Genomic DNA, 14,407 nt, shown 5'->3' with positions numbered 1-14,407 from the left:
AATACCTGTTATACTGATGTTTGTAAATTATTTTGGGTTGATTTGTTTAAAAAATTAAAACCAAATGATTGAAAGGTTGTTAAGACTACAGATAACATTAAAAAAACTATGAAAAAAATAATCTTAAGTCTTGCTTTCGTTGGCACATTAATGGTTGCCACTTCAGCATGCAATTCGTCTAAAAACATGGCTGGCTCATCAGACAGCACTACGATGGATTCGACAACAACAACGACTACAACGCCGATGGATACTACTAAAACCACAACTCCACCGGATACTTCGAAAACGACAACACCGCCGGACACAGCGAAAAAAATGCCTCCAATGTAGGAGAATAAAAGCCACTCTAAATATAGGGTGGCTTTATTTTTATAATCTGTTTTAAATATTTGCGCTAATTTGTACTTTCAGCAAATAAACCAAGTATTTAAAATGGACTTACAAGCTAAAGTCAACAATCGCAATGTAATCTTTCTGGTCATAGTAACCGCCCTGGGCTATTTTGTAGATATCTATGACCTCGTCTTATTCTCCGTTGTCCGTGTCCAAAGCCTCACCGAAATAGGGGTTTCCCCTGAAAACATGCGTAGTGATGGTTTCCTAATTATTAACTCCCAAATGTTTGGCCTTTTATTGGGTGGTATCCTCTGGGGTATTCTGGGCGATAAACTTGGACGAATAAAAGTTCTCTTCGGCTCCATCTTATTATATTCCTTGGCCAATATTGCCAATGGGTTTGTAACCTCCGTTAACAGTTATGCAATAATCAGATTTATTGCCGGCATTGGCCTTGCGGGCGAGTTGGGCGCAGGAATCACCCTTGTTGCTGAAACCATGGACAAAGAGAAGCGTGGTTATGGTACTATGATTTTTGGTGCTATAGGTCTTTTAGGCGCTGCAGTAGCCGCAACCGTTGCATCCAAATACACCTGGCAAACTTCTTATTTTGTTGGTGGCGGTATGGGTTTGGTTTTGCTTTTACTTAGGGTCGGCACTTTCGAATCCGGCATGTTTAAGCACGCTGCTAAAACCGACATATCAAAAGGCAACATTTTAATGCTTTTTAACAATAAAAAACGATTTTTAAAATATTTGTATTGCATTTTAATTGGCATTCCGCTATGGTTCGTTGTTGGAATTCTTGTAACGTTAGCCCCCGAATTCGGAAAAGCATTGGGTGCAACAGAACCATTGAAAGCTGGAACAGGCATCATGTTTACCTATTTTGGTATTGCCATTGGTGATGTGGTTACCGGCTTACTCGCACAGGTGCTTAAATCCCGAAGAAAAACTGTGTTCATATTTCATCTTCTATCGGTTGTAAGTGTAGTTATTTACCTTACCAGTTTCGGCTTGAACAGCAGTTCGTTCATTTGGATTTGTTTATTTATGGGCTTTTCTGTAGGCTACTGGGCAACCTTTGTAACGATTGCCTCCGAGCAGTTTGGCACCAATATCCGGGCGACGGTTACAACAACAGCACCCAATTTTGTTCGTGGTGCACTTATCCCAATAACATTTGTATTTGAATTTTTTACACAGAAATATGGGCTGATTGCTGCAGGATATATTGTAATGGGAATTTTAACTATCATAGCCGTTTTTGGCCTCAGTCAGTTAAAAGAAAGTTTTAATAAGGATTTAGATTACCTGGAAGAATAAATCCGAAAAGCATCGGGGATATCCTTAATGTCAAAAAAATGTACTTTATAATTTTAAATCCCGATAGCTGTTTTAATACCGTTAAATTTGCTTCAGATATTGAATTTGATGATGTTTAAAGAAGAGGTAGCAGAGCGATATAAGCAAATACAGGATGAAATTTGCAAGGGATTGGAACGTGCCGACGGCAGCGGAAAGTTTGAGGAAGAGCTTTGGGAGCGAAATGGTGGGGGAGGCGGACGAACCCGGATTATGCAAAATGGCAATTTAATAGAAAAGGGAGGCGTTAATTTTTCTGCCGTTCATGGAATATTGCCAGAAGCAGTTAAAAAAGCTTTCAACGTAACCGAAGACGAGTTTTTTGCAACCGGCGTTTCAATAGTAATTCATCCAAATCATCCGCTGGTACCAATTATTCACATGAATATTCGGTATTTCGAATTAAATGAAGAAACACGCTGGTTTGGTGGCGGAATTGATTTAACTCCGCACTATGTTTTTGAAAATGATGCCCGTTTCTTTCATCACAAATTAAAACAAGCATGCGACGAATTTGATGCCGGTTTTTATCCAAAATTTAAGGAAAATGCCGACAACTATTTTTTTATTAAACACCGGGAAGAAACCCGTGGGATCGGTGGAATATTTTACGACCGGTTAAAGCCAGAAAACACAAACCTTAGCTGGGAGCAGATTTTGGATTTCTCAGCCAATATCGGGGAAACATTTTTGCCAATCTATACCGAATTAATTGACAGAAATCGCGATAAAGCGTTTACCCAGGAACAGAAAAACTGGCAATTTCACCGCCGGAGCAGGTATGTAGAATTTAATCTCGTTTACGATTCGGGCACAAAATTCGGTTTAGAAACCAATGGCAGAATTGAATCTATCCTGATGAGTTTACCACCGCAAGCGAACTGGGGCTATAATGTTCAGCCCGAAATCGGTTCTGCCGAGCATAACACTCAACAATTGCTTAAAAAAGGAATCAATTGGGTCTAATATCTTAACGGGTCATCGTATGGATAGTTCCGTCTGAAAAAGAAACTTCCAGTGCTTTCATTTATTCTCGCGTCTGCTGCAATATTACAAAGCGTAAATGTCACATCTTCGGTTGTTAAAGGCATGTGGATTGCGCCAACAGACCACAAAAATCGCGGACAACTAATTTCGTCCAGACCAAGATTCTGGTTGATATTGAAGCAGATTATTGGCAACGTAAGCGAGATTACTTTTTTTGAATCCTCCAAAAAAACGGAATGTAAATAATTTGTGCTTGGGCCAATTACAAAAATAATTCCCTGAATATTTTGCTTAGAGATCTCTTTCAAAATATCCATTGATTGATTTCCCTTTATATTAAACGGAAATAAAAAGAAATTACAAGTCGACCATTCTTTCAGCGATTGCGTTTCTGTAGCCTGGTTTTCCGAGTCAAATAATACCAACCAGTTCTGTATCGTATGGGATGAATTCACAGGTTTAATTTATCAATATCACTCAATTGAAATAAACAATGGTTTCGTCTTATAATTAATATTATGTTAATATGGTCTTCAAATTCCTCAGATTTTGAATGGTCCTATCAGCCTATTATTACTAAAGTTCACGCAACCTGCGCTGCAAATCCTGCACCTTATCCTGCTCTTTTTTACGTGTGTAAATTTCAATGAGCAACTGAACAGTTGGTTTATCATTTGGATTGATTTCGTTGGCACGCAACAAGGCAAACTGCGCACGGTTAATCAAGGAATTGTATTGAGAAATCTTATCTGCTTCTGGCTTTTTCAAGGCATCATTTGCCGTGTTCACATATGCTAAGCCCATCTGATATAAGGCATCAAAATAATTTTGATCGGTTGTTAGGGCTTTATTATATGCTAAAATTGCTGTAGAATTATTTCCACCGAGCTGTTGCAGATAACCATAAAGAAAGAACAGCAACTTATTTCCTTTTTCGACTTTCAGGTTATTCTCGATTAAGCCCTGTGCTTTATCGAAGTTTTCTGTATCTAACAAGAGATTTATGTAATCATTTGTAAGCGTGTGGTTATATGCGTTTAAAGCTAAACCGTCTTCTAACACCTTTATAGCGCTTTCATTATCACCTTTTGCACTATATAACTGCGCCATTTTTTGGAAAACAGCTGGATTCCTGATACTATCGTCTTTCGCTCTTTTAAAATACTTCAATGATTCGTCGTATTGTTGTACATTTTGGGCGCAGATTGCCGTATTAAGTGCAAGTGTAGAATCATTAGGAAACTTATCACTTACTTCCCGCAAGTCTTCAAGGGCTTCTTTAAAGTCGTTATCGAAATATGATAGATTGCCCCGCTCCTGCTTCTTAATCAATATGTTATGCTCCGAAGCCTTAATTAAACCAGATGGATCTTCATATTTATCCAAGCTATTGGCTTTTTTTATGGCCACAACAGCAGTATCGAAATATTTGAAAGAAGCGGCTTTTTCCGTTTCAATTATTGAAGCATATGATGTTAAATACGATTTGATTGCCCAGGTTTCGGGCCAGTTTTTAGTTTTGTTGTCCTTTTCGGCCAGCTCAATCGCTTTTAAACCTTCGGTTATTATCCCTAATTGCTTCTTGGCATCCTCTTTACTGGCAAACGAGGCCTGCAATTTGCCAACAGCGTTACGTGCTATTAACATTTGGCTTTTTTGAGCAAATGAATTAAGAGAAAGCGTAAGCAGGATAGCTAATAAGATTTTAGGCACGTTTTGCATATGTAAGTATGGTGATGAGTGGTAAAAATAAACATAAAAAAAAAAGCCCCGAAATTTCAGGGCTCTTTTTTTGGAATTGAATTAAATTATTGTTTAGGAAGTGCGTCTAAACGTTTTTTAATCTCATCGTAGTTTTTTGTATCGTTTTTGAAAGCATAAATCGTTTTCAATGTTTCTAATGCACCGGCATTCTTGGCATCAATATCTAACGCTTTTTTGTAATAAGGTACAGATTTATCAAGCAAACCATTCATTTTGGTGGTTACTTCAGTAAATTCTTTCACTTTTTTCGCGTCAATCTTATTGCGATCGTTTTGAAGCTTTAAAGCCTGCGAGAAGTAAATGTTGCCAAGCAAAACTTGATAGGTTGCATTGTTTGGTTCTTTCGTAGCTAAAGTATTTAACATTTGCTCAGACTTCGCAGCATCACCTTTGTCTATATAGATTTGGGTTTCTGTTTTAATGAAGCTTGGTTCTTCAGGAAACTTCGCTGCTGCCTCTTTAATTAAAGCCAAACCTGCAGTTGTATCTTTCTGTTGTTTCAATGTGATGTCGATAATTTCTGCATACAAATCTTTAGATTGAGGAGAATTTAAAGAAATCACTTTTTTAAATTGTTGAATCGTACCAGGATAGTCACCAAGTGTTCTAGCGGCTATACCGGCATTCAAATACATAGAAGTATCTGCCGGATTAATTGTTGTAGCCTGTACAAATTTGTTGTAAGCGGTTTTAAAATCCTTTTTGTTATATGCTATAACACCTGCATTTCTTACTGCATTTGCAACATTAGTTTCCGCTAAAGCAATGTTCTCTTTTTCGGCACCTTTGGTGTCTAAAGTTTTAGCTTGCGCGATAGCATCTGTAGCAATTTTCAAATTTGCATCAGCATTCTGCACATTTGCAGTATCTACCATCGCAATTGCCGACGATAACAATGCACGGTATGACCAGGCCTCAGGCATAATCTTCGATTTTTCATCAGCGATAGCTTTATCTGTGTGCGCTAATGCGCCAGATAACGTTTCTAATTTTTTAGCCATCGGCACAGAAGCATTTTGTCCTGTAATCTGAAAGATTCCCCAGGCTTTTTTAGCCTCGGCAACTTCACCTTTCTGAGCAAATGCAAAGCTTGTTACACCTGCTAAAATTATACTTAGAATTACTCTTTTCATAAAATTATTATTGTATTCTTATTTAGTGGATTAATTTTCTTCGTCTGTTTCACCTTTGTCCGCTTCGCTTTCATCGTCATCGCTCTCCTCAATTTCAGCAGTTGGGTCGGCTTCTACTTCCTCGCCATCAACAACTAATACGCTGTCCAAATCAACAGTTTCTTCTTCGTCTTCCTCGTGGTCTATTTTTGTAACTGATGCAATTTCGTCATCACCTTTTAAGGAAATTAGTCGCACGCCCTGCGTTGCCCGACCCATAACCCTTAACGCTGAAACAGGTATTCTAATTACAATACCAGAGCGATTAATGATCATTAAATCCTCGCTATCGGTAACGTCTTTAATCGAAACTAACTGACCGGTTTTCTCGGTAACATTTATCGTTTTTACACCTTTACCGCCACGGTTCGTAACGCGGTAATCTTCAATATCAGTCCGTTTTCCGTAACCTTTTTCTGATACTACTAACACCGTAACTTCAGGATTGTTTACAGCAATCATGCCAACAACTTCGTCTTTATCATGCGCCAGTCTAACACCGCGTACTCCAGTTGCCGTTCTTCCCATTGGGCGCACGGTACTTTCGTTAAACCTAATCGCCCTTCCAGAGCGTAAAGCCATAACAATTTCGCTCTGTCCGTTGGTTAAGCAGGCTTCTAAAAGTACATCACCTTCGTTTATATTGATGGCGTTTATACCGTTAACACGAGGACGAGAATAAGCCTCAAGAGAAGTTTTCTTAATTGTACCCTGTTTGGTACACATTATGATAAAGTTATTCTCTAAATATTCCTGATCTTTTAAGTTTTTAACTTTTATGTAAGCCTTAATTTTCTCCTCTTTCGGAATATTTATTATATTTTGAATCGCACGACCTTTACTGGTTCGCGTTCCCTCCGGAATCTCATAAACCCTTAGCCAAAAGCATCGTCCGGCTTCGGTAAAGAACAACATATAATTATGGTTTGTTGCAACCAGCATGTGTTCAATAAAGTCTTCATTTCTGGAATTACTACCTTTTGAACCTTTACCGCCTCTACCCTGCGCTCTAAATTCTGTTGCAGGCGTACGTTTCACATAACCTTCGTGAGAAATGGTAATTACAACTTCTTCATCATCGATGAAATCTTCCATGCTCATGTCTTCTGCAGAATGAACAATAGTTGTTTTACGCTCGTCTCCAAACTTCTGCTTTACCTCTTCCAGCTCATCCTTAATGATCTGCATACGCAAACCTTCATCTGCCAAAATCGACTTCAAATAATCGATGGTTTTCATCAATTCAGCATATTCTTCTTTAATTTTATCACGCTCTAGTCCGGTTAAACGACGCAAGGTCATATCCAGAATCGCACGGGCCTGTATATCACTCAACCCAAAACGCTCCATTAAGCCAACACGGGCTTCTTCTGGTGTTTCTGACGCACGAATTAGTTTAATAACCTCATCTAAATGATCAAGCGCAATTAAGTAACCTTCTAAAATATGTGCACGTTTTTCTGCCTCAGCCAATTCATATTTGGTGCGGCGAATAACAACATCATGACGGTGATCAACAAAGTGTACGATCAAATCTTTCAGATTTAACATTTGCGGGCGGCCTTTTACCAATGCAATGTTATTTACACTAAAAGAAGTTTGAAGAGCAGTATATTTATAAAGGTTGTTTAGAACAATTGAAGCGTTCGCATCGCGTTTAATTTCGTAAACGATACGGATACCGTCCTTGTTAGATTCATCTTTGATGTTGGAGATACCTTCAAGTTTCTTTTCGCCAACTAATTCAGCAGTACGCTCAATCATTTGTGCCTTATTCACCTGGTAAGGAATTTCTGTAACGATGATAACTTCGCGGTCTTTTAAATTTTCAATTTCTGCCTTTGCACGCATCACAATACGTCCGCGGCCAGTTTCGAAAGCTTCTTTTACACCGGTATAGCCATAAATAATACCACCTGTTGGAAAATCCGGAGCTTTTACAAACTTCATTAATTCCTCAATGGTGATATCCCTGTTGTCGATATAGTTAACAATACCTTCAATACATTCGGTTAAATTGTGTGGGGCCATATTTGTGGCCATACCTACAGCAATACCGCTTGATCCGTTTACCAATAAGTTAGGGATTTTTGCCGGTAAAACCGTTGGCTCCTGTAAGGTATCATCAAAGTTCAACTGAAAATCTACAGTGTCTTTATTGATATCAGCAAGCATTTCCTCGGCAATTTTTGAGAAACGTGCTTCAGTATAACGCATTGCAGCCGGAGAATCACCATCGATGTGGCCAAAATTTCCCTGGCCATCTACCATCGGGTAACGCAAGCTCCAATCCTGAGCCATACGTACCATTGTAAAATACACAGATGCATCGCCATGCGGGTGGTATTTACCCAATACCTCACCCACAATACGGGCAGATTTTTTATGAGGTTTATTACTTGTTACACCAAGGTCGAGCATTCCGTATAAAACACGGCGGTGAACCGGCTTTAATCCATCGCGTACATCAGGCAAAGCCCTTGATACAATTACCGACATTGAATAGTCAATGTAGGCCGATTTCATCTGCTCCTCTATGTTAATTTGGATGATTTTGTCGTTTTGTTGATTTTCTAAATCTTCTGCCATAGTTTATTATTCTCGTTATCAAAAACGATATTTAAAAAAGGTATTATTATAACCTTGCGAATTTAACAAAAATATGGCGAAATAAGGCATTGTGGAAAAGTTTTAGCCATTGACAAAGGTTTTTGATGCTTCAAATTTTTAGCTGGCTTAAAGCTGTGTTTAAATCATTTTTGCAATTTATCATTTTCTTCGTAAAGACCTCCGTTAAGTATAAGCGCTTTTCGGTTCGGTGCTATGGTCGAAAGTAAATTAAAGTGCTATTTTTGTGTTCAAAGATAAAGCGAACATGGCAAAGCAAAAGCAATCGGCAATGATTTTCATCATGATTACGCTGCTGATAGACTGCACAGGATTTGGGATAATTATCCCGGTATTACCGAATTTAATAAAAGAGTTTACCGGTGGTGATACCAGCGTTGCAGCAGATTACGGTGGCTACCTAATGGTTGCCTTTGCTTTACCGCAATTTATTTTTTCGCCAATTTTAGGTGGTTTGAGCGATAAATATGGAAGGAGGCCAATTTTGCTGTTCTCGTTGTTCGGTTTGGGAATGGATTATCTCTTTCTATCTTTCGCACCATCCATTTTTTGGTTTTTTATCGGTAGAATAATCGCCGGTATTTCTGGCGCCAGCTTTACCACCGGAATGGCATACATTGCAGACATCTCTACTCCAGAAAAAAAGGCCCAGAATTTTGGCATGGTTGGCGCTGCTTTCGGTTTAGGTTTTATATTAGGGTCAGTTGGCGGTGGCTTACTAAGTCATTTCGGCTTGCGTGTTCCTTTTATGGTTGCTGCAGGTTTATCGCTTATAAATTGGCTTTATGGCTATTTTATCCTTCCAGAATCTTTAGCGAAAGATCAGCGTAGAAATTTTTCATGGAAACGGGCAAACCCTATTGGCTCTTTCGTAAACGCATCAAAATATCCAGCCATCCTGGGTCTTCTGGCTACCCTGCTCCTTTTGTATGTTGCCAGTCATTCGGTACAATCAAACTGGTCTTACTACGTAATCGAAAAATTTCAGTGGAGTCCCACGATGATTGGTTACTCACTGGCCGTTGTTGGCATTACCGTTGCCATTGTTCAAGGAGGGCTAATACGCGTAATTATTCCTAAAATTGGCAACAGGAAAGCAATATATATCGGCTTAACGCTTTACGTTATCGGCTTTATTTGTTTTGCATTTGCCGCCAACGGTTTAATGATGATGCTATTTATCATTCCATATTGCCTGGCCGGTATGGGCGGACCCGCGATGCAAAGCATTATCTCGAATCAGGTTCCTGAAAATGCCCAGGGCGAAATTCAAGGAATAACGACGAGCCTGCAAAGTTTAGCGGCGATTATAGGACCATTTCTTGCGAGCCATATTTTTGTCTACTTTATTCAAGATGGAACACCGTTTTATTTCCCTGGCGCACCGTTTATATTGAGTGCCTTTTTAACGCTTATAGGCTTGTTTATCGCCGTAAGGGCCTTAAGAAAATACCATTAAAGGAGTTCGTTGGCCAGGTTTGCAAGTTCGCTCCTTTCACCTTTGTGCAAGGTAATGTGTGCATAAAGCGGATGGTTCTTTGCATTTTCTATCAGATAAGATAATCCATTACTTTCTGAATCGAGATAAGGGGTATCAATTTGGTAAATATCGCCGGTAAACACAATTTTGGTATGCTCCCCAGCCCTTGATATAATTGTTTTAACCTCGTGTGGCGTAAGATTTTGTGCTTCATCGATGATAAAAAAGATCTTTGTTAACGTTCGTCCCCTTATAAATGCCAAAGGTGCAATGGCAATTTTTTCAGTGCTGATTAGCTCGTCAATTTTTGCCACCATTTTATCGTCGCCATTAAATTGCTCTTTTATAAAACGAAGGTTGTCCCAAATAGGCGCCATAAACGGGTCTGTTTTGGATTTTGCATCGCCGGGCAAAAACCCAATGTCTTTATTGCTTAAGGAAACGATTGGCCTTGTAATGTAAATCTGCCTGAAATCTCTCCTTTGCTCGAGCGCACTTGCCAAAGCCAGCAAGGTTTTGCCGGTGCCTGCATTGCCTTGAATGCTTACCAGTTTAATATCCGGATTGAGAAGGGCATTTATCGCGAAGGCCTGTTCAATGTTTTTAGGCTTAATTTTAAAGATAGGTTCTGTAGAAACCGAGGAAATTGTTTTCAATGCGTGGTTATAGAACACATTCGCTGCTTTTCGCTTATTTTTCAATAAAAAGAAATGGTTCCCATCCTTGGCAGGAAGGTCTATTTTAGAAACATCAACAAGATTTTCTTTTTTTACAAGATCAATAACAGTCTCGGGGAAGTTATACAATTCAGTTTTGCCTGCGTAAAGCTCCTCAACATTTTTTATTTTTCCTGTTTCGTAATCTTCCGCGTTCAAATTAAGCGCTTTCGCTTTTAAACGAAGGCAAATATCTTTCGAAACCAGAATAACCTTGCTGCCGGGGTATTCTTCCTTCAGACTCAGGGCGGCATTTAAAATTTTATGGTCGGTTTTGCCTTTACCGTAAATATCTTCCGCATCTGTTTTCGAAGGTTTTTCATTGAGCAAGACTTTAAATTTACCCGAATTTGGTGGTGCCAAAGCAATCCAGTCACTAATAATCTTTTGCTTTGAGGCAAGGTCTATTAGCCGGATAAAGCTTCGTGCTTCGAAATTTCTTGTGTCGTTTCCACTCTTAAAATTGTCGAGTTCTTCTAGTACCTGAACTGGAATGGCAACATCGTGTTCGTGGAAGTTATTGATCGCATCGTGATCGTATAAAATCACGGAGGTATCTAAAACAAAAATCTTTTTTGATGGATTTAAAACCGATTTGCCTTTTTTAGCCATTCTGTAAATTTAATATTTTCTACAGATAATGAATAAAAGGCTGCAAAATATTACCAGGCTAACTGCAAAAAAAAACGGGGCTCTTCGTCTTGCGATTCAGTTCCCCGTTTTAACCATATTAACAACCGTGGTCGTTAGCAAGGCATCTAATAAATCTGTAATTTGATTTTCTACGTTTTTACCTGGTTTTGCAACTTTCGTAAATCGTTTAGAAATTATTTCCGGTAGCGATGTTCCGTAAAACACGACCACTTTCAATAATGTCTGCTTAAGCCTTTGATTTTCCTACGCTTCCGCCTTTCAACTTCTGCATTCATATTCTTATCGGTTTAACCCGGCTAAGAAACAATCATATCTTTTGAAGATTATTCGAAACAATTACTTTTCAGTGCTTTGTTTCTTTTGAATACTCTCGGCAAACGCTCAAACTACTCCGTATTTGATATAAACTAATATAGGATGTAAAAGCATTCATGTCAACACCTTTTAGGTTATTTTTATAAACAAAGTTATCCACCTGAAAGTCAGTATTATTAACATCTATTTTCATAAATAATATGGGTTAAAAGCCATTCAAATGCAGGTGCTTTCAGGTTATCCACATTTAACGATAGTAGGCTTATAAACAATCACTTACATCGTCTGCTTTTAAAAACATTCTTATTTCTGCGTGCTTTGTTAAAAACCAGCAAAAAGTTAAATAAAAACCTGCAACAAAAGAATGGGTATTATGTTATTTTTGTAACCATGCAGATGAGGCAACCCATTAGAAATGTTCAGGATTTTTTACTTAGCACCTACTTTGCCGATGGGTTGCGCATAACTATTGGTGTTTTGCTGCCTTCTCTAATTCTGGCGCAGTTCGGTATGCTCAAATATGGGATGACATTATCGCTCGGAGCGCTTTGCGTAAGCGTGGTTGATAGTCCGGGGCCAATGGTGCACAGGCGAAATGCAATGTTGGTTACTACGGGATTGATATTTGTGTTCTCCATTTTAACCGGACTTACCAATAAAAGCCACTATTTTATCGGGGTGTTGCTTGCCGCATCGAGTTTTATTTTCTCCATGTTTTACATTTATGGTGTTAGAGCTGCCGCGATTGGTACCGCTACCCTACTGATAATGGTGCTCGGTATTGATGACATCAGGCCTTGGCAGGAAGTGTTAATTCACTCTTTAATGGTTTTAGCAGGAAGCTTGTGGTATACAGGTTTGAGTTATTTCGTTTATCGACTCCGTCCCTTCCGCATGGTGCAACAATCTTTAAGCGATTCGATAATTGAAGTTGCCGAGTTTTTGAGGGAGAAAGCAAAATTTTACCACCGAAATAATAATTATGATAAAACCTATGCCGATTTAATTCAGTTACAGGTTTCGGTACACGAAAAACAGGATGCTGTAAGGGAGCTGCTTTTTAAAACCCGCGAAATTATTCGGGATTCGACTCCTGAAGGCCGGTTTTTAATGCTTGTTTTTGTAGATATGGTAGATTTGTTTGAGCAGGTGATGTCTACCTATTACAATTACAAACAACTTCATGAGCAATTTGATTCTGCAGGAATCCTGTCTGATTATGAGATGGCCATTAAACGCATCTCCTATGCTTTGGATGATATTGCTTTTGCTTTGAAAAGTGGCGGAACGCCTGTAGTTTCGAAACGCTTGCTTATAGAAATTGAAAGGTTAAAAATTAAAATCAACGATTTTGAAAAGCATAACGACAAACAGCAATTTAGCACTTCCGGCATTATTGCATTAAAGAATATCGAAGTTAACATCGAAAACATTTTAGCCAGGGTTAAAACGATAAACAGCTATTTCAAGCTTCGAAATAGTAAAGATATCCGCAAGGCTGATGTAGACACTGAAAAGTTTATTACCAGACAGAAATTCGACTTTAGTCTTTTTACGGAGAATCTTACGTACAGTTCCTCAACTTTCCGGCATTCGTTAAGGGTAACTGTTGTAATGGTACTAGGCTTTGTGGTGTCTCAAATCTTAAATTTTTCGCATAGTTACTGGATACTTTTAACCATACTTGTGATTTCGAAACCCGGTTTTAGTTTAACAAAAGAGCGTAACTACCAGAGGTTAATCGGCACTACCGTTGGTGCTTTTGTTGGTATGGGCGTTTTAAGTTTTGTGCACGATAGAAATGCCCTGTTTGTTATTTTGCTCATTTGTATGATTGGCTGCTACAGTTTCCAGCGAAAAAATTATGTTGTAAGCGTTTTATTCATGACCCCTTACATCTTGATTCTTTTTGATTTTCTGGGCATGGGTTCACTTGCGCTTGCCAGGGAAAGAATTTACGATACGTTTATCGGCTCGGGAATTGCCCTTTTAGCCAGTTATTCTCTTTTTCCAACCTGGGAACACGAAAAATTGAAGGAGGCTATGTTGAATATTCTTCGTGCTAACAAGGCTTATTTTGAGCAGGTTGTAAAGCTATACTTTGAAAAGAATTATAACCGAACGGAATATAAACTGGCCAGAAAAGAGGTATACGTTAGCACGGCGAACTTGGCGTCGCTATTTCAACGGATGTTTTCCGAACCAAAAAGTAAACAAATGTTTATTAAAGAGGTTCATCAGTTTACTGCGCTAAACCATTTGATATCATCATATATTGCTACGCTGTCGCTATACAACAAAGAGCACGACTTTCATTTTGAGAATTTCGATGCCCTGAAGCCAATTGCCAACAATACGATTTATTTGCTGGATACTTGTGTAGAAAGTTTGGAAAAAGGACAAAGTGTTGTAGAAAATGTACCGCTTATCAGACTTAACGATAATGCAATTGTAATTAAGTCTGGCGAAGATTTGGTGCCTGAACAATTCGATTTGATACAAAAAGTTGCGTACGACCTTTACAAACTTTCTGTTAAAATAAATATTTAGTCTTTTAAACCGCTTTCAGTTGTGTTGCAAAGCACTAAAGGCAAGGTATAAATAATGCCGTTATCCATTTTGAACCTAATTTTGGCTTCGCAACCGAGCACTTTCTCGTCAAGTTCTTTTTTACTAAACATTATTGGATAAAATTTTAATTCCGGATTATCTGATGAAACTACGTCTTGCCGCATTTTGAATTTCAGCTTAATTTCCTCTGCTCCTTTCAAAATGTGTATTTTATCGATTTTGCTTAGCGTTCCGTTCGATGCAAAATTGAGCATCAAAACATCATCGTTTGAGGAGGTGTTTTTAAAAAGCTCAAAAGCATAATGCTGCTTGTCATCTCTAAAATATTCGTAATCGATAGTTTGCCTGGCTTGTTGCGCCGTTGAAAACTTTGCCGAGATTAAACAAAGAAGTAATATAATGGTCGTTTTCATAAC

The 14,407-nt window shown here is 38.6% G+C and carries 11 protein-coding genes; 5 read left to right on the top strand and 6 right to left on the bottom strand.

What is annotated here, in order from left to right; genetic code table 11:
- Nucleotides 1-108 precede the first annotated feature (108 nt).
- From ASG14_RS20115 to hemF, 3 genes are all read left to right on the top strand, one after another.
- On the top strand, nt 109-333 hold the full coding sequence (locus tag ASG14_RS20115; RefSeq protein ID WP_082491731.1) for a hypothetical protein: 225 nt from the start codon (nt 109-111) through the stop codon (nt 331-333).
- A gap of 102 nt (nt 334-435) precedes the next feature.
- Nucleotides 436-1,665 carry an MFS transporter gene (locus ASG14_RS19615; protein ID WP_056872783.1) on the top strand — a complete coding sequence of 410 codons (1,230 nt, stop codon included), beginning with the start codon at nt 436-438 and terminating at the stop codon, nt 1,663-1,665.
- Nucleotides 1,666-1,773: 108 nt separating this feature from the next.
- Entirely contained in the window at nt 1,774-2,670 is an 897-nt protein-coding gene (gene hemF, locus ASG14_RS19610; protein ID WP_056872782.1) for an oxygen-dependent coproporphyrinogen oxidase, read from the top strand.
- On the opposite strand, the gene ASG14_RS19605 is transcribed toward hemF, so the two are convergent.
- The 4 genes from ASG14_RS19605 to gyrA form a co-directional block, all read right to left on the bottom strand.
- The gene (locus ASG14_RS19605) at nt 2,667-3,146 is read right to left on the bottom strand and encodes a hypothetical protein (protein ID WP_157275025.1); all 480 of its coding nucleotides are present in this window, start codon (nt 3,144-3,146) and stop codon (nt 2,667-2,669) included. The two genes, hemF and ASG14_RS19605, sit on opposite strands and share 4 nt — an antisense overlap.
- A gap of 121 nt (nt 3,147-3,267) precedes the next feature.
- Nucleotides 3,268-4,338: a lipopolysaccharide assembly protein LapB gene (locus tag ASG14_RS19600; RefSeq protein WP_235528628.1), complete on the bottom strand. Its 1,071-nt coding sequence runs from the start codon at nt 4,336-4,338 to the stop codon at nt 3,268-3,270.
- A 161-nt stretch (nt 4,339-4,499) separates the two neighbouring features.
- On the bottom strand, nt 4,500-5,588 hold the full coding sequence (locus ASG14_RS19595; protein WP_056872779.1) for a lipopolysaccharide assembly protein LapB: 1,089 nt from the start codon (nt 5,586-5,588) through the stop codon (nt 4,500-4,502).
- A 30-nt stretch (nt 5,589-5,618) separates the two neighbouring features.
- Nucleotides 5,619-8,216: a DNA gyrase subunit A gene (gene gyrA, locus ASG14_RS19590; protein WP_056872778.1), complete on the bottom strand. Its 2,598-nt coding sequence runs from the start codon at nt 8,214-8,216 to the stop codon at nt 5,619-5,621.
- 286 nt (nt 8,217-8,502) lie between these two features.
- Here gyrA and ASG14_RS19585 point away from each other — a divergent pair, with 286 nt between their 5' ends.
- Complete coding sequence (locus ASG14_RS19585) at nt 8,503-9,714, top strand: TCR/Tet family MFS transporter (protein ID WP_056872777.1); 1,212 nt, start codon at nt 8,503-8,505, stop codon at nt 9,712-9,714.
- Here the strand turns inward: ASG14_RS19585 and ASG14_RS19580 are convergent.
- Entirely contained in the window at nt 9,711-11,063 is a 1,353-nt protein-coding gene (locus ASG14_RS19580; protein WP_056872776.1) for a PhoH family protein, read from the bottom strand. The two genes, ASG14_RS19585 and ASG14_RS19580, sit on opposite strands and share 4 nt — an antisense overlap.
- A 753-nt stretch (nt 11,064-11,816) precedes the next feature.
- On the opposite strand from ASG14_RS19580, the gene ASG14_RS19575 reads away from it, so the two are divergent.
- Entirely contained in the window at nt 11,817-13,970 is a 2,154-nt protein-coding gene (locus ASG14_RS19575) for an FUSC family membrane protein (protein WP_056872854.1), read from the top strand.
- On the opposite strand, the gene ASG14_RS19570 is transcribed toward ASG14_RS19575, so the two are convergent.
- Entirely contained in the window at nt 13,967-14,404 is a 438-nt protein-coding gene (locus ASG14_RS19570) for a hypothetical protein (RefSeq protein ID WP_056872775.1), read from the bottom strand. The genes ASG14_RS19575 and ASG14_RS19570 overlap by 4 nt on opposite strands.
- Nucleotides 14,405-14,407: the final 3 nt, after the last annotated feature.

Source organism: Pedobacter sp. Leaf194 (assembly GCF_001423945.1).
Lineage (GTDB): Bacteria > Bacteroidota > Bacteroidia > Sphingobacteriales > Sphingobacteriaceae > Pedobacter.
Note: the sequence above shows the minus strand (reverse complement) of the source record. Positions and strands in the feature narration are given on the sequence as shown.